Source organism: Stenotrophomonas maltophilia group sp. SKK55, from assembly GCF_057179845.1.
This window is the reverse complement of record NZ_JBXUHP010000011.1, coordinates 105,077-125,362: the sequence shown is the minus strand read 5'-3', so window position 1 is coordinate 125,362 and position 20,286 is coordinate 105,077. Positions and strand designations below refer to the sequence as shown.

The window sequence follows — 20,286 nt, the reverse complement described above, 5'->3', positions numbered from 1 at the left end:
GCTCGCGGCCGGCGGAGCGCTTCTTTGGTTACTTTCTTTGCGCGCAAAGAAAGTGACAAGCACGATCACCGCGGATACGGGAACGGCACCTTCGCAGGTGCCGTCTCCATGAATCGCTTTTACACGGAATCTCAGAACTTCGCGTCAAACTCCGCCGCGTAACCGGTGTTCACCAGCACCTTCTGCAGCGACTCGGCCACCTTCAGGTTGCCGGCCACGATCTGGTGGGTCTCCGGGCCGCGGTTGTCCATGCGGCCCAGGGTGGCGCCCTTGAAGTCACAGACCTTGCCGCCCGCTTCGCGGACCAGCAGCAGGCCGGCGGCGATGTCCCACGCCTTCACACCGGCCTCGAAGTAGGCGTCGGCACGGCCGCAGGCCACGTAGGCCAGGTCCAGCGCGGCCGAGCCGGTGCGGCGGATGTCCTCGCCGTGCACCAGCAGGGCGTCAACCGCCTTCAGCTGGGCGCTGGCACGGCTGCGCTCGCGCGGGGCGAAGCCGGTGTGGATCATCGTGCCTTCCAGATCCTTGCGGTCGGCCACGCGGATGCGGCGGTCGTTCAGCACGGCGCCGGCACCCCGGCTGGCGGTGAACAGTTCATTGCGCAGCGGGTCGAAGATGACCGCGTCGGTCGGCTCGCCGTTCTCTACCAGCGCGATCGACACGCAGTAGTGCGGCACGCCACGCAGGTAGTTGCTGGTGCCGTCCAGCGGGTCGATGACCCACATCTGGCGGCGCTCGCCCTGCACGCCACCTTCTTCGCCGAAGATGCCGTAGTCCGGGTAAGCGCGCTTGAGTTCCTTGACGATGACCTTTTCCGCGTCCGCATCCACTTCGCTGGCGTAGTCCATCCGGCCCTTCTGCACCACGTTCAGTGCCTCGAGCTTGTTGATGTTGCGCAACAGGACGTTGCCGGCGAGGCGGGCGGCCTTGACCATGACGGTGACGGCGGGTTTCTGCATGGCGTGGGCTCCCGGAAAGGCAGAAGAGATGGACTGGCGGGGGAAAAGAGCGGGTCCGGCGCAGTGGCCGGCCGCACAGTTTACCATTGGTCATCGTCCAGCTCGACCTTTTCCCTGTTCATGTCCCAGTTTCCCGCCGCCACCCGCCTCCGATTCGTCCTGGTCGGTACCCAGCACCCCGGCAACATGGGGGCCGCCGCCCGTGCCCTGAAGACCATGGGCCTGGCCCGCCTGGTGCTGGTCGCCCCCGAGAAACCGCTGGACGAGGAGGCCTTCCGCCGCTCGGCCGGTGCCGAAGATGTGCTGGGGGACGCCCCGGTGGTGGCCACCCTGGCCGAGGCCGTGGCCGATTGCCGCCTGGTGCTGGGCTGCACCGCGCGTGCCCGCCGCGTGCAGCTGGAGGAGTACCTGCCGGCCGATGCCGCCGCTCGTGCGGTGGCCAAGGCGGGCGAGGGCGCCGAGGTGGCGCTGGTGTTCGGCCGTGAGCGCACTGGCCTGACCAACGAGGAGCTGCAGCTCTGCCACGCCGCAGTGCACATCCCGTCAGACCCGGCGTTCAGTTCGCTCAACCTGGCGGCCGCCGTACAGGTGCTGGCCTATGAAACGCGCATGCAGCTGCTGGGCGCGCAGCCGGCCCCCAATGCCGAGCCCGGCTTCCGCGAACAGGCAGCAAGCCATGAACAGATGGAGAGCTTCTTCGCCCAGCTCGGTGACACGCTGGACGAGATCGATTTCCACAAGGGCCGCGCCCCGGAATCGGCGATGCGCAAGCTGCGCCGGCTGTTCCTGCGCAGCGAGCCGAGCGAGCAGGAAGTGCGCCTGCTGCGCGGCATCCTTGCCGACACCCAGCGGATGGCGCGGCTGGCACAGGCGGGCAACAAGGACAGCTGACGACGTTCTCATTTTTTCGGGTAGTCTGTCCGGATACCCAGGGGGGATGAAGCCTGTGTCGGGTCTGCGAAGGGCAGTGCAGAGGGGACTGCTGAGCCTGGTCATGATCCTGCTGGCCGGGACGGTGCGTGCAGCACCGGACCCGGTGCTGGTGCTGGGCCGGATCAGCGATGATCCCAAGGCCCATTACGAGCAGCTGCAACCGTTGCTGGACTATGTAGTGGCACGCATGCACGACGTCGGCATCACCGAAGGGCGGATCCTGATGGCACGCGACCCGCAGCAGATGGCCAGCTATCTGCGGCGGGGGCGGGTCGACTGGGTCACGGAAACGTCGGGTACGGCGGTGGCACTGGGCCAGCGCAGTGGCGCGCGGCCGCTGCTGCTGACCGAGCGCAACGGCGTGCGTGAGTACCAGACCGTGTTCTTCGTGCGTCGCGACAGTCCGATCCAGCGGATCCAGGACCTGCGCGGGCATCGCCTGGCGCTGCAGAACACGGCGTCCACCAGTGCCTACCTGGTGCCGGTGATGACGCTGCTGCAGGAAGGGCTGGCGCCGCAGATCCTGGCCGGTGTGTGGGACGTGCCGGGCCGGGACAGCGTGGGGTACGTGTTCGCACGTAGCGAGTTGAACATCGCCACGTTCGTGCACAAGGGCATGGTCGAAGTGGGGGCGGTGAGCAGCGTGGACTGGAATGACGAGCGACGGATGCCTGCGGCATTCCGGCGCGACTTCCGCGAACTGCTGCGCACCGAACCCTACCCGCGGGCGGTGGAAATGGTTCGCGCCGACCTTGACCCGCGGGTGCGTGACCGGCTGCAGGACGTCCTGCTGCAGGCGGCCAGCGACCCGCAGGCACAGGGGGCGCTGCATCGGTTTTTCGGCACTTCCGGTTTCCACCGCGTCGATGCGCATGCGCAGCAGCGGCTGGATGAATTGAAACAAGGATTGACGCGCGTGCGGATGGAAGTGGAATGAAGTGGCTCGGCTCGGGAATGCAGGCCCGGTTCCTGCTGGCGATGGGCGGGGCGATGGTCGTGGTGGTGGCGATCCTGGCGGTGTTGCTGGGGCGGCAGGCGGCGATGCAGGGCGAGGTGCGCAACCTCAGTGGTGGCGTCATCCATGAACTGTTCGACCGCAGCGTGCGCAGCCGCGGCGAAGCAATGGCGCGCGAGCTGTCCGACGCGCTGGCCAACCCGTTGTACTACCGCGACCTGGATCAGGTCGGTGCGCTGGTGCGCAACACCGCACGGCAACCGGTCGTGCGCTATGTGCTGGTGTTCGACGAACGCGGCCGGCTGGTGCATGACGGCTCGATCGAGGTGTCCGGCTTCGGCCAGCCGATGACCGACCCGCTGGCCCCCAAGGCCGCGGTGGCGCAGGCACTGGTGGTGCAGGAATCGCCCAAGGTGCTCGACAACACCATGCCGATCATGGTCGGCAACCAGCGCATCGGCGGCGTCCGCGTCGGCATGGCGCTGGACGAGGTGCAGCGGCGCGAACAGGCCGCCAATGCCACGCTTGGCGAGCGCCTGCAGCAGGTCGGCAGCCGCCACCTGGGCTGGCTGCTGCTGATGCTGGGCCTGCTGGTGGTGATCGGCGTGGTGGTGATCCTGTACGTGCAGCGCACCCTGGTGGCGCCGATCCGGGACCTGGCCGCTGCGGCGCGCCGCATCGAAGCTGGCGACTACCAGGCGCCGCTGGCCGAGAACACCCGCGACGACGAGGTCGGCGAGCTGGTGCGCGGCTTCGCCCGAATGCGCGATGCCATCGCCCGGCATGACCGCGAGGTGCGGCGCATGGCCTATACCGATGCGCTGACCGGGCTGACCAACCGGCTGGCATTCCGGGAAGCGCTGGACCATCGCCTGATGGCCGCGCGCGCATCCAATCATCGGCTGGGCCTGCTGTTTGCCGATATCGACGATTTCAAGCGCGTCAACGACACCCTGGGCCATGAGGCCGGTGACGAAGCGCTGTTGCAGTTCGCGCAGCGCATCGGCAGTGCGGTTGCCGAGGCCGGTGGCGATGAAGCCCTGCTGGCCCGCTTTGGCGGCGACGAGTTCGTGATCCTGGTCGGTGATGGCGACGTGGCGGCCAACGCACGGCTGCTGGCCGAAGTGCTGGTGCGCGAGCTGGGCAAGCCGCTGGTGGTGCAGGGCCGGGAACTGTTCCTGGGCACTTCGATCGGCGTGACCCTGTTCCCGGACGATGCCGCTGATGCGACCACGCTGCTGAAGAACGGCGACATCGCCATGTACCAGGCCAAGATGGCCGGCAAGAACTGCTACCGCTATTACAGCCGTGCGATGGACCACGCGGTCGAGCGCCGCGTGCACATGGAGCAGGAGCTGCGCGGGGCCTGGGAGCGCGGCGAGCTGCGCCTGGCCTACCAGCCCATCTTCCGCATGCGCGACCGGCGCATGGTCGGCGTGGAAGTGCTGCTGCGCTGGCAGCATCCGACCCTGGGCACGATTCCGCCGTCGGTGTTCATCGAAGTGGCCGAGCAGAGCGGGCTGATCGAGCTCATCGGCCCGAAGGTGCTGCGTGCGGCCTGCATGGAAGCCTCGCAGTGGCCACGCGGGGCGGGCGGCGATGATCTGTTCGTGTCGGTGAATGTGTCGCCACGGCAGCTGCGCGGCGGTGAACTGCCGGCATTGGTCGCGCAGTGCCTGCACGAGTCCGGGCTGCCGGCGTCGCGCCTGCACCTGGAGTTGACCGAAACCGCGGTGATCGGCGACGAAATGGTTGCCGCGCAGCTGCTGGACAAGCTGCACCGCACCGGCGTGAAGGTCTGGCTGGACGATTTTGGCACCGGCTTCTCCGGTCTCAGCCATCTTCGCCAGGTACCGGTGGACGGCGTGAAGATCGACAAGAGCTTCGTGGCCGACATGCAGCGCGATCCCGACGATCTGGCGCTGACCACGGCGATCATCGCCATGGCCCACGCACTGGGCATCACGGTGGTGGCCGAGGGCATCGAGCAGCAGGCGCAGTTCGAACTGCTGGTGCAGCGCGGCTGCGATCTTGGCCAGGGCTACTGGCTGAGCCACCCGGTGACCGCCACCGAAGTGGTGCGGATGATCGAATCGGGCCTCTGACCTGCTGCCGTTGTCCTGGGGTCAGATCCCTTTTCCGCAGGAAAAGGGATCTGACCCCGCCCCCGGATTACAGCGGGCGCTTGCTCGGGTCGCCCGGCAGCTCGCGCACCAGCTTGGGAATCAGATAACCGGACAGGCGTGCGGTCAGGCCGGCAATCAGTGCCTTGGCCTGGGCATCATCCACTTCGAAGTGGGCCACGCCTTCGACCCGGTCCAGCTGGTGCAGGTAGTAGGGCAGCACGCCGGCGTCGAAGCTGCGCTCGCTCAGGTCCTGCAGGGCCTGCACGCTGTCATTGACCCCGCGCAGCAACACCGCCTGGTTCAGCAGTTGGGCGCCGGTAGCGCGCAGGCGGGCCATCGCCGCGTCCACGCTGGCGTCGAATTCATTGGCGTGATTGGCGTGGACCACGATCGCCAGCGGCCATGGCAGGCTGCCCAGCCAGCACACCAGTTCATCGTCCACGCGTTCCGGCAGCACGATCGGCAGCCGGGTATGGATGCGCAGGCGGCGGATATGCGGAATCGCGCGCAGGGCGTCGGTCAGCTCGACCAGCTTGTGCGTGGCCAGTGACAACGGGTCACCGCCGGACAGGATCACCTCATCGATGTCCGGGTCGGCCGCGATGGCAGCTACGGCCTCCTGCCAGCCGCCCTTGGCAGCGTTTTCCGCGGCATAGTCGAAGTGGCGGCGGAAGCAGTAGCGGCAGTTGATCGCGCAGCTGCCGGTGGCGACCAGCAGGGCACGGCCACGGTACTTCTGGATCACCCCGGTAGCCTTCCTGGCGGCACCATCGCCCACCGCGTCGAAGCTGAACCCGGGCGCCGGGCGCATTTCCTCGCCGATCGGCAGCACCTGGCGCAGCAGCGGGTCGGCCGCATCGCCCACGCGCATGCGGGCCACGAAGCCCTCGGGCACGCGCAATGCGAACTGGTTCATGGCCGCCTCCGAGACACCCAGCGCCGCCGGGTCCAGCTGCAGCCGGGCCAGCAGGGCGTGCGGGTCGCGCAGCGCCTGGCGCCAGAGCTGCTGCCAGCGCGCGGGCGCGCCTGGCGACTGGGGCCGGGGGAAGGCGGAAAGCTGCATGGAGAGGGGGCCTGCGGTTATCATGGGGGCAGAAAAACAGTCGCCCACCGGCATCCGGTGGGCTTTCCATTCTAACGGCTCGCCGCACCCGCGGCGTTTCTGCCACTCAGGAGTTTACGCATGGCCAGCTACGGCATGAACGACGTCAAGAACGGGATGAAGATCCTGGTCAACAACCAACCGGCCGTCATCATCGACACCGAATACGTCAAGCCGGGCAAGGGCCAGGCCTTCACCCGCGTGAAGTACCGCCTGATCAAGGACGGGCGTACCCAGGAAGTGACCATGAAGTCGACCGACTCGCTGGATGCAGCCGACGTCGTCGATACCGACATGAACTTCATGTACAGCGACGGCGAATACTGGCACTTCATGGATCCGGAGTCCTTCGAGCAGGTCCAGGCCACCAAGGCCGGCATGGGCGGCGCCGAGAAGTGGCTGAAGGGCGAAGAGTCCTGCGTGGTCACCCTGTGGAATGGCGAGCCGATCTTCGTTCAGCCGCCGAACTTCGTCGAACTGAAGATCACCGAAACCGATCCGGGCGTCCGTGGCGACACCTCGGGCGGCGGCGGCAAGCCGGCCACCCTGGAAACCGGTGCCGTGGTCCGCGTGCCGCTGTTCGTCAACCAGGACGAAGTGATCCGTGTCGACACCCGTTCGGGCGAATACTCCGCACGCGTCAAATAAGGTTCCGGCGGTTGGCCGACCTCACTGTAGAGCCGAGCCCGCGCTCGGCTTTCCGGGCACCGCCCGGACCCGTTGCTGGCGCCCATGGCGCCGCAGCGGACAGCCGCCGGGCATGGCCCGGCGCTACCGCCTCCCGCCAGGCCCTTCTCCAATAGCCAGTGAGCCCGCATGAGCGATAGCCCGCACCTCCCCGAAGCCTGCGACCTGCTCATCGAAGCCGGTCATGTCGTTCCGATCGAGCCGCATGCGGTGGTGCTGGAAGACCATGCCGTTGCCGTGCGTGGCAGCGAGATCGTGGCCATCCTGCCGCGTGCCGAGGCGCGCGCACGCTTCCGTGCCGCGCAGGTGGTCAGCCGCCCCGAGTCGGCGCTGATGCCGGGCCTGGTCAACGCGCACACGCACAACCCGATGACCCTGCTGCGCGGCGTCGCCGACGACCTGCCGCTGATGACCTGGCTGCAGCAGCACATCTGGCCGGTGGAAGCGGCGGTGATTGGTCCTGAGTTCGTCGCCGACGGCACCACCCTGGCCATCGCCGAGATGCTGCGCGGCGGCACCACCTGCGCCAACGAGAACTACTTCTTCGGCGACGTGCAGGCTGCGGTCTACAAGAAGCACGGTTTCCGCGCACTGGTTGGCGCGGTCATCATCGATTTCCCCACCGCCTGGGCCAGGACCGACGACGAATACTTCGCCAAGGCTGGTGAACTGCACGACCAGTGGCGCACCGATCCGCTGATCGGGACCGCGTTCGCGCCGCATGCGCCGTACACGGTCAACGATGCCAACTTCGAGCGGGTGCGGATGCTGTCCGACCAGCTCGACATGCAGGTGCACCTGCATACCCACGAGACCGCGCAGGAGATCAACGATTCGATCAAGCTGCACGGCCAGCGCCCGCTGGCGCGGCTGGATCGGCTCGGCCTGGTCAACGACCGCCTGATCGCGGTGCACATGACCCAGCTGACCGATGCGGAAATCCACCTGTGCGCCGAACGCGGCGTCAGCGTGGTGCACTGCCCGGAATCGAACCTGAAGCTGGCCTCCGGTTTCTGCCCGGCCTGCGCCCTGCAGCGCGCCGGCGTGAACCTGGCGATCGGCACCGATGGCTGCGCCAGCAACAACGACCTGGACATGTTCAGCGAGAACCGTACCGCAGCGATCCTGGCCAAGGCCGTGGCCGATGATGCCACCGCGCTCGACGCGGCGACCACGCTGCGCGCGTCCACGCTGGGCGGCGCACGCGCGCTGGGCTTCGGTGACCGTATCGGTTCGATCGAAATCGGCAAGCAGGCCGACCTGGTCTGTGTCGACCTGTCGGCGCTGGAAACCCAGCCGCTGCACAACGTGCTGTCGCAGCTGGTGTATGCCACCGGCCGCCAGCAGGTCAGCGACGTCTGGATCGCCGGCAAGCCGAAGCTGGTGCAGCGCGAGCTGGTCGGCATGGACCTGCCGGGCATCATCGCCAACGCGCGCCAGTGGCGCGAGCGCATCCGTCATATCCGCGCCTGATCCCTGGCGCCGCAAGGACCCCTCATGACTGCCCCTCACGCTTCCTCCAATTTCGATCAGGCCGAGCTGGACAAGTTCGCCGCGCTGGCCAACCGCTGGTGGGACGCTGACGGCCCGCAGAAGCCGCTGCATGCGCTGAACCCGGTGCGCCTGAAGTACGTGACCGACCGCGTGCCGTTGCGTGGCGCGCGCGTGCTCGACATCGGCTGCGGTGGCGGGCTGCTGAGCGAAGCACTGGCGCAGGCCGGCGCCGACGTCACCGCCATCGACCTGGCCCCGGAACTGGTGAAGGTCGCGCGCCTGCATGCGCTGGAAAGCGGCGCCAAGGTCGACTACCGCGTGCAGGCCGCCGAGGATCTGGCCGCCGAGCAGCCGGGCAGTTTCGATGTGGTCACCTGCATGGAAATGCTGGAGCACGTGCCAGACCCGGGCGCGATCATCGACGCCTGCAAGCGCCTGCTGAAGCCGGGCGGCCACCTGTTCCTGTCGACCATCAACCGCACCGCGGCCGCCTTCGCGGTGGCGATTGTCGGCGCCGAGTACGTGGCGCGGCTGCTGCCCAGGGGTACCCACCACTACCAGGAATTCATCAAGCCGGCCGAGCTGGCGCGCTGGCTGCGCGAGGCCGACCTGCAGCTGGTGGATGTCAGCGGCATGGCCTACGAGCCGTGGCGCAACCATGCCCGCCTGAGCAGCCGCACCGACATCAACTACTTGGCCTACGCGGTCAAGCCGGCATGACCTCCGCCCGCTTCCCGCGTGCGGTGCTGTTCGACCTGGATGGCACGTTGCTGGACAGCGCGCCGGACTTCGTCGCCACCTGCAATGCGATGCTGGCCGAGCGGGGCCGGGCAGCGATCGATCCGGCGCAGCTGCGGCCGGTGGTCTCCAAGGGCTCGCGCGCGATGGTCGGGACCGCTTTCCCGGACCTGGATGCCGCTGCGCGCGATGCATTGATCCCGGAATTCCTGCAGCGCTACGAAGCGCTGATCGGCCAGCACGCGGTGCTGTTCGACGGCGTGGCCGGCATGCTCGCCGCGCTGGATGAGGCCGGTACGGTATGGGGCATCGTCACCAACAAGCCGGAGTACCTGGCGCGCCTGATCCTGCCGCAGCATGGTTGGCAGCAGCGCTGCGCGGTGCTGGTCGGCGGTGACAGCCTGGCCGAGCGCAAGCCGCACCCGCTTCCACTGCTGCACGCTGCGCAGGCCATTGGCATGGCCGCCGAAGACTGCGTGTACGTGGGCGATGACGAGCGCGACATCATCGCTGCACGTGCTGCCGCGATGCCGTCGGTGGCGGCGCTGTGGGGCTACCGCCTGCACAGCGACGATCCGCTGGCCTGGCAGGCCGACGTGCTGGTCGAGAACGCTGAACTTCTGCAACTGGCCAGTCTCTGGCCGACCCGGCCGGCAGCCCCGGCCCAGCCGTAAGGAATCCCGTAGTGAGCAGTACCGCGCTGGACAGTTTCCTCGACAAGTGGCGCAGCCGTTGGCCGGAATGGTCGGTGGCCGCTCCGTTCGTGGCCGAACCGCAACGCGAGCTCGCAGTGGCGTGGTTTGCGCTGCTGCAGGAGTTTGACGACATGCTCAACACCAGCGGCGATCCGCTGCCGGCCGATGCCAAGCTGGCGTGGTGGGGCGAGGAACTGCGCAGCTGGGCAGGGCATCGTTCGCGCCATCCACTGGGCCGTCTGCTGGAGCCGGTGCGTGCGCCGTGGGTGCAACTGGCCGAAGCGCTGCCGGACCTCGTTGAAGCGCGTACTGTTGCGTTGGATGCAGCCGGTGCCGAGCGTGCGCTGGCCAATTACGCCGAGGCCGTGGCCGCAGTGGAAGCGGCCTTGTTTGCCGACAAGCCGCGCACCGGCGCCGGTCGTGCGGTGCAGCTGCAGACGCTGGCCCAGCGCCTGCAGGATGCCGGCGTAGCCGGTGTGCCGCGCAGCCTGTTGGATGAGGATTCCAGCACGGCCGCGCAGCGCTGGGCCCAGTACCTGCTGAAAGGATGGGGCAGCCGCGTGCCGGGCCCGCGCCCGCGGCGCGTGTGGTCGAGCCTGGCGCGCGCCCGCGTTGCCGCGCAGGCCGCAGGCAAGCCAATCGAAGCCACCCCGGTGCGCACGTTGCTGCGCGTGTGGTGGGCAGCGCGCGGTTGATCCCGCGCTCCGCCGGGCATGGCCCGGCGCTACCTCGCGCGGTTGATTGAATGCTGTCTGTAGAGCCGAGCCCATGCTCGGCTCTACAACAGCGGCTCACCACCGCACCGGGCGATGGGCGTTACTTCCGCTCCAGCACCAGCAACGGATCGATGCGGGTGTCGAACCAGTTCATGCCCCAGTGCAGGTGCGGGCCGGTGGCACGGCCGGTGGCGCCGACGGCAGCGATCACCTGGCCCTGCTCCACACGGTCGCCAACTTTTACGTCGATGCGCGAAAGGTGCAGGAAATTGGAACTGACCCCGAAGCCGTGGTCGAGCAGCAGCGTGCCACCGGTCAGGTACAGGTCCGGCCCAGCGAAGGTCACGATGCCGGCCGCCGGCGCCTTCACCGGGGTGCCGGTCGGCACCGCGATGTCCATGCCGGAATGGCCAGCCCCCGGCTGCCCGTTGTAGACGCGCGCATTGCCGAAGCGGCCGCTGATGCGGCCCTGTACCGGCCAGATGAAGGTCTGGGTGAAGTCGGTGCGGTCGTCATCGCGGGCACGTGCGGCGGTCACCTGCGCCTGTTCGCGCTTGATCCGCTCGGCAATCGCCGGCGGCGGGTTGACCGTCTTCGGCGGCACGCCATTCACCCGCTCGGTGGGCCAGTCGCGCGGCGTTACCGCGATGGTGGCTGTCTCGCTGCCACCATCGGGGCGCTGCACCTGTACGCGCAGCGGACCCTTCTCGTCGCGGCCGATGCCGAACACCACGCTGCCGTAGCCGCTCACCCGCAGCTGGCGGCCGGCGTACTGCACGCGACTGCCTGCGGGCACCTTGCCGATAACCAGCGCGCCCTGCGAGGCACTGGCCGGGAACACCACGCGGCTGTCGATCAGGCTGCCGATGCCATCCTGCGCCTGCGCCGGGGAAGAGGAAAACAGGGGCGCGGCCAGCAGCAGCGCCCCGATCATCAGTGCCGAACGCATCAGCGGTCGTAGGTCATGCGCTGGCCGGCGGGCTCACCCACCAGCTTGCTGCCGTCCCACACCAGCTGGCCGTTGACCCAGGTGGAGGCGATGCGCGAGCGGAAAGTGGTGCCTTCGAACGGCGACCAGCCGCACTTGGACAGCACGTCCTCGCGCTTGACGGTGAACGGCACGTCCTCCACCAGCACCAGGTCGGCAAAGTAGCCTTCGCGCAGGAAGCCGCGTTCTTCCACGTCGAACAGCTGCGCCGGCGCATGTGCGAATTTCTGCACCACCTGCTCGCGGGTCAGCTTGCCGTCGTGCACCCGCTCCAGCGCGGCCACCAGCGCGTACTGCACCAGCGGCAGGCCCGACGGCGCCTGCGCGTAGGGCTTCTGCTTCTCTTCCCAGGTGTGCGGCGCGTGGTCGGTGGCCAGCACGTCCAGCACGTCATCGGCCAAGGCAGCGGTGATTGCCTCGCGGTCGGACACTTCCTTGATCGCCGGGTTGCACTTGATCAGGTTGCCCTTGGTCGCGTAGTCCGGGCGCGCGAAGTGCAGGAAGTGCACGCAGGTTTCGGCGGTGATCTGCTTGCGGCTGCCATCGGCTCGGATCAGCGGGCCCTTCTCGAACAGCGCCAGCTCATCGGCGGTGGAGATGTGCAGTACGTGCAGGCGGGTGCCGTGCTTGCGTGCCAGCGACATCGCCAGGCGGGTCGACTTGATGCAGGCTTCGCGCGAACGGATGTCCGGGTGCATGTCCGGGGTCAGCGCATCGCCGTACTTTTCCTGGAAGGCCTTGAGGTTGGCATCGATCATCGGCGTGTCTTCGCAGTGCGTGATGATCGGGGTCGGGCATTCGCGGAAGATCGCGTCCAGCGTTTCCGGGTTGTCGACCAGCATGTTGCCGGTCGAAGCACCCATGAACACCTTCACGCCCGGGGCCTTCTTCGGGTCCAGGGCACGGATCGCGTCCAGGTTGTCATTGCTGGCACCGTGGTAGAAACCGTAGTTGGCCCAGGCGCGGCCGCGCGCGAGCTCGTACTTGGCTTCCAGGATGGTTGAATCCAGCGTCGGCGGGTTGGTGTTGGGCATGTCCATGAAGCTGGTCAGGCCACCGGCCACGGCGGCCGCCGATTCGCTGGCGATGTCGCCCTTGTGGGTCAGGCCCGGTTCGCGGAAGTGCACCTGGTCATCGATCATGCCGGGCAGCAGCCAGCGCCCGGCCGCGTCCACCACCTGCTCGCCGTTGCGCGGCGCCAGCCCGGCGCCGATCTGCGCAATGCGGCCGTTCTCGATGCGCAGGTCACCATCGAAGGTGCGGCCTTCGTTGACCATGCGGGCGTTGGTGATGAGGGTGGAGGACATGTCAGTGTTTTCCTGTGCAACGGCAAGAGGGGGCGTTGGGGGACTCGGGCACGGGATCGAAGCCGCCGGGATGGAACGGATGGCAGCGGCCCAGCCGGCGCGCAGCCAACCAGCTGCCGCGCAGCGGGCCGTGCCGCGAGATGGCGTCCATCGCGTATTCAGAACAGCTCGGCACGAAACGGCAGCGCGGCCCCAGCAGGGGGCTGATGAAGCGCTTGTAGAAGCGCAGCAGGGCAATGAGCAGGCGCGAGATCACCCAGTCATCTTATGCCAGTTGGCATGAAGGACGCATTTGTGCAGGATGGGGCGTTGGTCGCATGTCGCCGATGGCCTGCGACCGGTACCAGCACCGTCGGGTGCTGGCCAGGTTCCGTACCGCGCAAGGCGGTCCGTGTTCGTCGGACTGCCCTCCAGGGCGCCTTGGCTCCAGGACTGAATGGAGCAGGGTGCCAAGGTTGCTGCTGCGGGTCGGGTAGGCTATAAAGGCCCGCTTTCCCGGGCCCCGGGAAATCCAAGGAAGAGCGTTTCGTGGCTGCTAAAAAAACTGCAAAGAAGGCCGCAACGGCCGCCAAGAAAACCGCCAAGCCTGTTGTGAAGAAGTTGGCGGCAAAGCCCGTTGCCAAGAAGCCGGCCAGCAAGCCGGCGACCAAGGCAGCGTCCTCGCAACCGGCGGCCAGGAAGGCCACCGCAAAGAAAACGCCGGTCAAGGCAACCAAGCCGGTGGCGAAGAAGGCCGCTGCGCCCGCCAAGGCCAAGCCAGCCGCCGCCAGCAAGAAGGCGCCGGTGAAGAAGACCGTCAGCAAGGCCGCGCCGGTGAAGAAGGCCGCCGCCAAGCCGGTGGTCAAGAAGGCAGCCGCCAAACCGTCGCCGAAGGCGGTGGTGAAGAAGGCTGCAGCCAAGCCGGTCGCCAAGCCCGTAGCAAAGAAGGTCGCTGCGGCTAAACCGGCCGCCACGCCTGCCGCTGTAAAGAAGGTTGCCAAGAACGTTGCCGCGCCGGCCGTAAAGCCGACCCCGGCCCCAGTAGTGAAGTCCGCACCGAAGCCTGCTGCCAAGCCGGCTCCGGCCAAGCCTGTCCCGGCCAAGACCGTGGCAGTGGCGGCAGCCCAACCGGCCTCAACACCGGCCCCGGCCGCCGCTCCTGTCGCTTCGAAGGCCCCGCAATCCAAGAATCCCGTGCCCGTTTCGAAATCGCCTGCCAAAACCGCCGTGAAATCCGATTCCGCCCCGAAGACCGCGTCGCGCCCTGTCGGCAAGGTTGCCGTGGCCGTCGCCGCCCGCTCGGCAGCACCGGCCCCGCGCAGCAAGTACAAGGTGGTCGAGTACAAGACCGACGAGGCCACTGGCCGCCCGATCCTGCCGGCTGGCTACAAGCCGTCCTCGGAAGAGGAATACATGAGCCCGCTGCAGCAGGAGTATTTCCGCCAGCGCCTGCAGAACTGGCGCGCGGACCTGGTGGAAGAGTCCAAGCAGACCATCGAGAACCTGCGCGAGGAAGTGCGTGACATCGGCGACGAAGCCGAGCGTGCGACCCGCGAGACCGAGAACTCGCTGGAACTGCGTACCCGCGACCGCTACCGCAAGCTGATCGGCAAGATCGACAGCACCCTGAAGCGCCTGGAAGCTGGCGACTACGGTTACTGCGTCGACACCGGCGAAGAAATCGGCCTGGAGCGCCTGGAAGCGCGCCTCACCGCAGAGCGCACCATCGACGCCCAGGAGCGTTGGGAGCACCTGCAGAAGCAGCAGGGCGACTGATTCCAGTTCGTTGTCTGGTCATGCGAAAAACCCGGCTTCGGCCGGGTTTTTTGTTGGGTTCGTGTTGGTTGCGTAGAGCGGCGCCTTGCGGGTATCGGCGTGAGCCTGCGGGTGGGTCCGGGCAGGACACGCTGCAAGTACATCCCTGTAAGCTCGGCCGCGGCATCCATGCCGCGGACGGTCCTGCCCGGACCCACCCGCAGGCTCTCGACGGTTTCCTGCGTGCGCGGCCGATGTAGAGCCGAGCCCACGCTCGGCTCAGGCCGACAGGAGCGGTCATGCGTGCGCTCGCGGCTGTTGGGTCCGCCTTGTAGCGGGCCGAGCACCGCAGGGGAATCAGGGGCGAAGAGGCGCCGCTGTTTGAGCGCAGCGAGTTCGGCGCCGTCCCCTGATTCACCGAGGAGCACAGGGCACCGGCGCGCAGCGCCGGCTCGCGGATGGCGGAGCGTTTCTTTGGTTACTTTCTTTGCACGAGCAAAGAAAGGTACACCCCGCCGCGGTCGCGGAAGAAGCCCGCCGGGCGCGGCCCGGCGCAACCGCTGCGTGGGCGCACGGAAATACGCAGCCGAGCATGGGCTCGGCTCTACAGGTTCACTGCAGGTCGCGAAGATTCAATTTCCGCAATGTCGGGTTCTTCCACGCGGTGATCCCGGCCACGCTCAGCACCGCGAGTCCGCCCAGCACCACCGCCGGCACCAGGCCGAGCAGCTTCGCCATCGTGCCGGCATAGAACGCGCCCAGCTCGTTGGACGAACTGATGAAGATGCCGTTGATCGACGATACGCGACCGCGCATTTCTTCCGGCGTAGCCAACTGCAGGATGGTCGAGCGGATCACCACCGAGACGCCATCGAACGCGCCGTAGAACAGCAGGATCAGCGCCGACAGCCAGAAATGCTGCGACAACCCGAAGCTGATCACGCACAGGCCGAAGCCGGCCACCGCGAACAGCAGGACGCGGCCGGCATTGCGCTGCAGCGGGTGGCGCGCCAGCCACAGGCCCACGCACACCGAGCCCAGCGCCGGCATCGCGCGCAGGATGCCCAGGCCTTCCGGGCCGTGGTGCAGGATCTCGTGCAGGAACGCCGGCAGCATCGCTACCACGCCGCCCAGCAGCACCGAGAACATGTCCAGCGCCATCGCGCCGACCATGATCCGGTTGCCGACCACGAAGCGCGCGCCTTCGGCGATGCTCTTGAAGATCGGTGCGGCCGGACCGGTATGCACCGGTTCTTCCACCTTCAGTGTGGCCAGGCAGGCCATCGCCACCAGCGCAAAGGCCGTAGCCACCGCGTAGGACAGACCCTTGCCACCGAAGCCGACCAGCACGCCACCCAGTGCCGGGCCGGCGATCATGCCGGCCTGGAACACCACCGCGCCCAGGCCGGCGCCACGGGCAAACTGGTCACGGGCCAGCACGCGGGCGAACAAGGCGTTGTAGATCGGCGACAGGAAGGCGCGGACCATGCCGGTCAGCGCGATGGCCGCATAGATCGGCCACACGCCGTCAATCGGCAGCCAGCCCATGGCTACGCTGGTCAACACCAGTGCAGTGGCGATCAGCCCGCAACAGGCGACCATGCCCAGCCGACGGCGCGGCAGGTGATCCACCAGGTAACCGGCGAACGGAGCCACGCAGAAGAACGGCACGACCTCGGCCAGGCCGATCAGGCCCAGCGAGAACGGATTGCGGGTGACTTCGTAGATGTGCCAGCCGACAGTGACCGCGACCACCTGGTAGGACAGCATCGCGAAGATGCGGTAGGCCAGCAGCCTGGCGAAACCGGGGCGGGACAGCAGGCCCAGTGCACTGTCTTCGGCTGTGGCGGGTTCGCTCACGGCGGGTCGCGCTGCAGCTGCGCCTGCGCCGTCTCACGGATGAACGCCAGCATCGCCGCCACCCCATTGCTGCGGGTGGGCGAGAGGTGGCGGGCCAGGCCGATGTCCTGGATGTAGCTCGGCTCGGTGTCCAGGATCTCCTGCGCCGAGCGCCCGGAGTACACGCGCAGCGCCAGGAAGATCAGGCCGGAGACAATCGCCGAATCGCTGATGGCATGGAAGCGCAGCGACTGCGCGTTGCCCTCGGGCACGATCCAGACCATCGACTGGCAGCCGAGCAGGCGATGCTCTTCGGTCTTCCATTCTTCCGGGAAGGGCGGCAGCTTGCGGCCGAGGTCGATCAGGTACTGGTAGCGCTCGGACCAGTCGCCGAAGAAGCCGAATTCCTCGGCGATGGCGGCCTGGGCCTCGGCGGCGGTGGGTTCAAGCGGGAACGGGGAGTCGGTCACAACAGTCTCTACGGTGGGGCGTGGCCGGCGGACCGGCCACGGGGCAGGGCAGGTCAGCTGCGCTTGCGCGACCAGCGAACGCCCTGCGGGGTGTCATCCAGCACGATGCCTTCGGCGGCCAGCTGGTCGCGGATGGCGTCGGCACGGGCGAAGTCGCGTGCCTTCTTGGCCGCGGCGCGCTCGTCGATCAGGCCCTGGACGCGGGCATCGTCGTCCTCGTCGCCCGCTGCGGTGCCGAACCACTGCGCCGGGTCGGCCTGCAGCAGGCCCAGCACCAGGCCCGCACCGAGCAGTTCGCCCTTCAGGCGCGCCTGTTCGGCCGGGTCGGTGGCACGACGCGCGTCGGCGGCGATGCGGGCCACTTCGGCCAGCGCCTGGGGTGTGTTGAGATCGTCGTCCAGGGTCGCTTCGACGCTGGCGGGGATCACTGCCGTGGCCTCGATCGACGCCAGTTCGCGCAGCGTGCCGTACAGGCGGTCCAGGGTGCGCACCGATTGTTCGATCAGCGCATCAGACCAGTCCAGCGGCTGCCGGTAGTGGGCCGACAGCAGGGCCAGGCGCAGCGCCTCCGGCGGATGCTGGCGGACCAGGTCGTGTACGCGCTCGATGTTGCCCAGCGACTTGCTCATCTTGGCGCCGCCGAAGTTGAGCATGCCGTTGTGCAGCCAGAAGCGGGCGAAGATCTTGCCGCCGTGGGCGCATTCGCTTTGCGCGATCTCGTTCTCGTGGTGCGGGAACTGCAGGTCGACGCCGCCGGCGTGGATGTCGATGGTCTCGCCCAGGTGGGCGGCGGCCATCGCCGAGCATTCGATATGCCAGCCCGGACGACCCCGGCCCCACGGCGATTCCCAGCCGGGCAGGTCGTCGCTGGACGGCTTCCACAGCACGAAATCACCCGGGTCGCGCTTGTACGGGGCCACGTCGACACGGGCACCGGCCAGCATTTCTTCCGGGTCACGGCGCGAGAGCTTGCCGTAGCCGTCGAAGCTGGCCACCGCGAACAGTACGTGACCCTCGGCGGCGTAGGCATGACCATTGGCGATCAGCTGCTCGATCATGGTGATGATCTGCGGCATGTGCGCGGTCACCTCCGGCTCGATGTCCGGCGGCACCACGCCCAGCGCGGCCATGTCTTCACGGTAGGCGGCGGCGAACTTGCCGGTGATGGTGCTGATCGGCACGCCCTGCTCGCGCGCGGCGGTGTTGATCTTGTCGTCCACGTCGGTGATGTTGCGGGCGTAGCGCAGCGCGCCGAAACGGCGCCGCAGCAGGTCGGCCAGCACCCCGAACACCACCGGGCCACGGGCGTTGCCGATGTGCACGTAGTTGTAGACCGTGGGGCCGCACACATACAGGGTCGGACAGGCCGGGTCGAGCGGAGTGAACGGTTCGAGCTGGCGAGTCAGGTTGTTGTGCAGGCGCAGGGTCATGGGGCTGTGGCTGGGGGACAAGCCTGTGATTTTAGAACGTGTCGGCCCCCTTTGGGGGCACTGGCTGCCACCGGTGGACGCCGGGTCCGTCCAGGGTGGGGTGGGCAGGAGCGGCGTGGACGGGTAATGTTCAGCCCCTTGCGCTCGCCACTGCCTACACTATTGCCGTGTCCTTGCTCCCGTCGCCAATGAAATCCACCGCGTTGCTGACCCTGGCCTGCCTGTCGGCGCTGCCCGCCGTGGTGCTGGCCCAGGAGGCCGAGCCCCGCAACCGGGTGGTGATCGTGGAGAACGTGAAGTTCGACTACGCCCAGGTGCTGAACGTCGAGCCGGTGTTCCAGACCCTGCGCGCGACCCGTACCGAGGAGCACTGCGAGCCGGTGTCGACACGGACGCTGGCCCCGGTGAACGTGACCGGCGAGGAGCCGGTCGAGGACAAGGGCCGGATCAGCCGCTTCTGGGATTCGGTGCGCTCGATGTTCAAGCGCAGCGATGAGGAGGTTGTTGAGGAGGTCGGAACCGAGTCGCCGGCCCCGGCGCCGGCCAACACCGGTCCGATGCTGACCCGCGACTGCCGCATCGTTCCGGTGGGGCGTGAATTCCGCCGGCCCATCGCCTACGACGTGGATTACGTCTACAAGGGCACCAAGTATCGGTCGCGGCTGCCGGAAGACCCGGGCAACCGGCTCAAGATCCGGGTGTCGATCACCCCCTGGGTGGGTCCGGAGCAGGGCGCCGCCGGCAATCCCTGATTCTGCGACCCCGGCCCCTTGCGCCGGTCACGGCCGCATGCAAAGATATTCGGCCATGAAGCTCACCGACTTCCAGCACGACAGCAGCGCAGCCCGACAGGCGTCGGGCATGACCTCGCGTGCGCGTCGACCGGAACCCCACATTCTCGCTGGGTAACCGGAGCTTTTTGCTGTTCGTCCGAAAAAAACCCAGCCCGCCGGCTGGGTTTTTTCGTTTCCGCGTTCTGAAAGCTGCAACTGCAACCTTTTCGTTTCACCTTTGCTTCCTGTTTTCCCTTCCACCGCGTCGAACCCGGCGCCGCCACGCAAGGAAAGATGATGTCCCCCAAGCACTTCCTGAACACCCAGGACTGGAGCCGCAGCGATCTCGACGCGCTGCTGACCCAGGCCGCGCTGTTCAAGCGCAACAAGCTCGGCGACCAGCTCAAGGGCAAGTCGATCGCGCTGGTGTTCTTCAACCCGTCCATGCGTACCCGCACCAGCTTCGAACTGGGCGCATTCCAGCTCGGTGCCCACGCGGTGGTGCTGCAGCCGGGCAAGGATGCGTGGCCGATCGAGTTCAACCTCGGCACGGTGATGGACGGCGATACCGAAGAGCACATCGCTGAGGTGGCCAAGGTGCTGGGCCGTTACTGCGACATCATCGCCGTGCGCGCGTTCCCCAAGTTCATCGACTGGGCCTACGACCGCCAGGACATCGTCCTCAACAGCTTCGCCAAGTACTCGCCGGTGCCGGTCATCAACATGGAGACCATCACCCATCCGTGCCAGGAGCTGGCCCACATCATGGCGCTGCAGGAGCACTTCGGCACCCAGGACCTGCGCGGCAAGAAGTACGTGCTGACCTGGACCTACCACCCCAAGCCGCTGAACACCGCCGTGGCCAACTCGGCGCTGACCATCGCCACCCGCATGGGCATGGACGTGACCCTGCTGTGCCCGACCGCCGACTACATCCTCGACGAGCGCTACATGGGCTGGGCCGAGCAGAACGTGGCCGAGAGCGGTGGTTCGCTGAAGATCAGCCATGACATCGACAGCGCCTACGCCGGCGCCGACGTGGTCTACGCCAAGAGCTGGGGTGCGCTGCCGTTCTTCGGCAACTGGGAACCGGAAAAGCCGATCCGCGACCAGTTCAAGCACTTCATCGTGGACGAGCGGAAGATGGCGCTGACCAATAACGGGGTGTTCAGCCACTGCCTGCCGCTGCGCCGCAACGTGAAAGCCACCGATGCGGTGATGGATTCGCCGCAGTGCATCGCCATCAACGAAGCCGAGAACCGCCTGCACGTGCAGAAGGCGATCATGGCCGCCGTTGCCGGGCGCTGATTTTTTCCGATTCAATCATTTCTGCCGGGCAC

Annotated in this window: 19 protein-coding genes; 11 read left to right on the top strand and 8 right to left on the bottom strand. The window is 67.5% G+C overall.

Annotation, left to right across the window (positions count from 1 at the left end):
• Positions 1 to 131 precede the first annotated feature (131 nt).
• The gene (locus tag AC2A1N_RS05490) at positions 132 to 959 is read right to left on the bottom strand and encodes an inositol monophosphatase family protein (RefSeq protein ID WP_005417749.1); all 828 of its coding nucleotides are present in this window, start codon (positions 957 to 959) and stop codon (positions 132 to 134) included.
• A gap of 120 nt (positions 960 to 1,079) precedes the next feature.
• Here AC2A1N_RS05490 and AC2A1N_RS05485 point away from each other — a divergent pair, with 120 nt between their 5' ends.
• The 3 genes from AC2A1N_RS05485 (at position 1,080) to AC2A1N_RS05475 (ending at position 4,952) form a co-directional block, all read left to right on the top strand.
• A complete protein-coding gene (locus AC2A1N_RS05485) occupies positions 1,080 to 1,850 on the top strand; it encodes an RNA methyltransferase (protein WP_061478056.1) in 771 nt (256 codons plus the stop codon).
• Between the two features lie 103 nt (positions 1,851 to 1,953).
• Positions 1,954 to 2,829: a phosphate/phosphite/phosphonate ABC transporter substrate-binding protein gene (locus AC2A1N_RS05480; protein WP_242893314.1), complete on the top strand. Its 876-nt coding sequence runs from the start codon at positions 1,954 to 1,956 to the stop codon at positions 2,827 to 2,829.
• On the top strand, positions 2,826 to 4,952 hold the full coding sequence (locus AC2A1N_RS05475) for a putative bifunctional diguanylate cyclase/phosphodiesterase (RefSeq protein WP_242893317.1): 2,127 nt from the start codon (positions 2,826 to 2,828) through the stop codon (positions 4,950 to 4,952). The genes AC2A1N_RS05480 and AC2A1N_RS05475 overlap by 4 nt, the downstream gene beginning before the upstream one ends.
• 67 nt (positions 4,953 to 5,019) lie before the next feature.
• Here AC2A1N_RS05475 and epmB read toward each other — a convergent pair whose 3' ends face one another.
• Positions 5,020 to 6,060 (bottom strand): EF-P beta-lysylation protein EpmB, encoded by a 1,041-nt coding sequence (gene epmB, locus AC2A1N_RS05470; protein WP_242893320.1) that lies wholly within the window; start codon positions 6,058 to 6,060, stop codon positions 5,020 to 5,022.
• A 96-nt stretch (positions 6,061 to 6,156) separates the two neighbouring features.
• Here epmB and efp point away from each other — a divergent pair, with 96 nt between their 5' ends.
• The 5 genes from efp to AC2A1N_RS05445 all read left to right on the top strand — a co-directional run bounded on the left by efp (position 6,157) and on the right by AC2A1N_RS05445 (position 10,384).
• A complete protein-coding gene (efp, locus tag AC2A1N_RS05465; RefSeq protein WP_005410381.1) occupies positions 6,157 to 6,723 on the top strand; it encodes an elongation factor P in 567 nt (188 codons plus the stop codon).
• 168 nt (positions 6,724 to 6,891) lie between these two features.
• Entirely contained in the window at positions 6,892 to 8,235 is a 1,344-nt protein-coding gene (locus tag AC2A1N_RS05460) for a TRZ/ATZ family hydrolase (protein WP_099487291.1), read from the top strand.
• 24 nt (positions 8,236 to 8,259) lie between these two features.
• Positions 8,260 to 8,976 (top strand): bifunctional 2-polyprenyl-6-hydroxyphenol methylase/3-demethylubiquinol 3-O-methyltransferase UbiG, encoded by a 717-nt coding sequence (ubiG, locus tag AC2A1N_RS05455; protein ID WP_061478052.1) that lies wholly within the window; start codon positions 8,260 to 8,262, stop codon positions 8,974 to 8,976.
• Positions 8,973 to 9,668, top strand: coding sequence for a phosphoglycolate phosphatase (locus tag AC2A1N_RS05450; protein WP_061478051.1), 696 nt, complete (start codon positions 8,973 to 8,975; stop codon positions 9,666 to 9,668). Before ubiG ends, AC2A1N_RS05450 begins: the two co-directional genes overlap by 4 nt.
• 11 nt (positions 9,669 to 9,679) lie before the next feature.
• Positions 9,680 to 10,384: a squalene/phytoene synthase family protein gene (locus AC2A1N_RS05445; protein ID WP_061478050.1), complete on the top strand. Its 705-nt coding sequence runs from the start codon at positions 9,680 to 9,682 to the stop codon at positions 10,382 to 10,384.
• Between the two features lie 121 nt (positions 10,385 to 10,505).
• Here the strand turns inward: AC2A1N_RS05445 and AC2A1N_RS05440 are convergent, their stop codons facing one another.
• From AC2A1N_RS05440 to yidD, 3 genes are read right to left on the bottom strand one after another with little or no spacing between them, the layout of a single operon-like run.
• The gene (locus AC2A1N_RS05440) at positions 10,506 to 11,354 is read right to left on the bottom strand and encodes a M23 family metallopeptidase (RefSeq protein WP_061478049.1); all 849 of its coding nucleotides are present in this window, start codon (positions 11,352 to 11,354) and stop codon (positions 10,506 to 10,508) included.
• Positions 11,354 to 12,700: a dihydroorotase gene (locus AC2A1N_RS05435; protein WP_242893327.1), complete on the bottom strand. Its 1,347-nt coding sequence runs from the start codon at positions 12,698 to 12,700 to the stop codon at positions 11,354 to 11,356. The genes AC2A1N_RS05440 and AC2A1N_RS05435 overlap by 1 nt, the downstream gene beginning before the upstream one ends.
• A gap of 1 nt (position 12,701) precedes the next feature.
• Positions 12,702 to 12,956, bottom strand: a complete 255-nt coding sequence (gene yidD, locus AC2A1N_RS05430) for a membrane protein insertion efficiency factor YidD (RefSeq protein WP_014037867.1) — start codon at positions 12,954 to 12,956, stop codon at positions 12,702 to 12,704.
• A gap of 272 nt (positions 12,957 to 13,228) precedes the next feature.
• On the opposite strand from yidD, the gene dksA reads away from it, so the two are divergent.
• Positions 13,229 to 14,455: an RNA polymerase-binding protein DksA gene (gene dksA / locus AC2A1N_RS05425; protein ID WP_242893330.1), complete on the top strand. Its 1,227-nt coding sequence runs from the start codon at positions 13,229 to 13,231 to the stop codon at positions 14,453 to 14,455.
• A 591-nt stretch (positions 14,456 to 15,046) separates the two neighbouring features.
• Here the strand turns inward: dksA and AC2A1N_RS05420 are convergent.
• The 3 genes from AC2A1N_RS05420 to cysS are packed head-to-tail and all read right to left on the bottom strand — an operon-like array spanning position 15,047 to position 18,173.
• A complete protein-coding gene (locus AC2A1N_RS05420; RefSeq protein ID WP_242893333.1) occupies positions 15,047 to 16,294 on the bottom strand; it encodes an MFS transporter in 1,248 nt (415 codons plus the stop codon).
• Complete coding sequence (locus tag AC2A1N_RS05415) at positions 16,291 to 16,743, bottom strand: SufE family protein (protein WP_242893336.1); 453 nt, start codon at positions 16,741 to 16,743, stop codon at positions 16,291 to 16,293. Before AC2A1N_RS05415 ends, AC2A1N_RS05420 begins: the two co-directional genes overlap by 4 nt.
• A gap of 53 nt (positions 16,744 to 16,796) precedes the next feature.
• On the bottom strand, positions 16,797 to 18,173 hold the full coding sequence (cysS, locus tag AC2A1N_RS05410; RefSeq protein WP_061478044.1) for a cysteine--tRNA ligase: 1,377 nt from the start codon (positions 18,171 to 18,173) through the stop codon (positions 16,797 to 16,799).
• 188 nt (positions 18,174 to 18,361) lie between these two features.
• On the opposite strand from cysS, the gene AC2A1N_RS05405 reads away from it, so the two are divergent.
• Complete coding sequence (locus tag AC2A1N_RS05405; RefSeq protein WP_061478043.1) at positions 18,362 to 18,925, top strand: glycine zipper 2TM domain-containing protein; 564 nt, start codon at positions 18,362 to 18,364, stop codon at positions 18,923 to 18,925.
• A 318-nt stretch (positions 18,926 to 19,243) separates the two neighbouring features.
• Positions 19,244 to 20,254, top strand: a complete 1,011-nt coding sequence (locus AC2A1N_RS05400) for an N-acetylornithine carbamoyltransferase (RefSeq protein ID WP_069139794.1) — start codon at positions 19,244 to 19,246, stop codon at positions 20,252 to 20,254.
• Positions 20,255 to 20,286: the final 32 nt, after the last annotated feature.

What these genes read in the sequence shown, in the direction of transcription:
- AC2A1N_RS05490 (WP_005417749.1), bottom strand. Translation starts at nt 959, where the DNA reads ATGCAGAAACCCGCCGTCACCGTCATGGTCAAGGCCGCCCGCCTCGCC.
- AC2A1N_RS05485 (WP_061478056.1), top strand. Translation starts at nt 1,080, where the DNA reads ATGTCCCAGTTTCCCGCCGCCACCCGCCTCCGATTCGTCCTGGTCGGT.
- AC2A1N_RS05480 (WP_242893314.1), top strand. Translation starts at nt 1,954, where the DNA reads ATGATCCTGCTGGCCGGGACGGTGCGTGCAGCACCGGACCCGGTGCTG.
- AC2A1N_RS05475 (WP_242893317.1), top strand. Translation starts at nt 2,826, where the DNA reads ATGAAGTGGCTCGGCTCGGGAATGCAGGCCCGGTTCCTGCTGGCGATG.
- epmB (WP_242893320.1), bottom strand. Translation starts at nt 6,060, where the DNA reads ATGATAACCGCAGGCCCCCTCTCCATGCAGCTTTCCGCCTTCCCCCGG.
- efp (WP_005410381.1), top strand. Translation starts at nt 6,157, where the DNA reads ATGGCCAGCTACGGCATGAACGACGTCAAGAACGGGATGAAGATCCTG.
- AC2A1N_RS05460 (WP_099487291.1), top strand. Translation starts at nt 6,892, where the DNA reads ATGAGCGATAGCCCGCACCTCCCCGAAGCCTGCGACCTGCTCATCGAA.
- ubiG (WP_061478052.1), top strand. Translation starts at nt 8,260, where the DNA reads ATGACTGCCCCTCACGCTTCCTCCAATTTCGATCAGGCCGAGCTGGAC.
- AC2A1N_RS05450 (WP_061478051.1), top strand. Translation starts at nt 8,973, where the DNA reads ATGACCTCCGCCCGCTTCCCGCGTGCGGTGCTGTTCGACCTGGATGGC.
- AC2A1N_RS05440 (WP_061478049.1), bottom strand. Translation starts at nt 11,354, where the DNA reads ATGCGTTCGGCACTGATGATCGGGGCGCTGCTGCTGGCCGCGCCCCTG.
- AC2A1N_RS05435 (WP_242893327.1), bottom strand. Translation starts at nt 12,700, where the DNA reads ATGTCCTCCACCCTCATCACCAACGCCCGCATGGTCAACGAAGGCCGC.
- cysS (WP_061478044.1), bottom strand. Translation starts at nt 18,173, where the DNA reads ATGACCCTGCGCCTGCACAACAACCTGACTCGCCAGCTCGAACCGTTC.
- AC2A1N_RS05405 (WP_061478043.1), top strand. Translation starts at nt 18,362, where the DNA reads ATGAAATCCACCGCGTTGCTGACCCTGGCCTGCCTGTCGGCGCTGCCC.
- AC2A1N_RS05400 (WP_069139794.1), top strand. Translation starts at nt 19,244, where the DNA reads ATGTCCCCCAAGCACTTCCTGAACACCCAGGACTGGAGCCGCAGCGAT.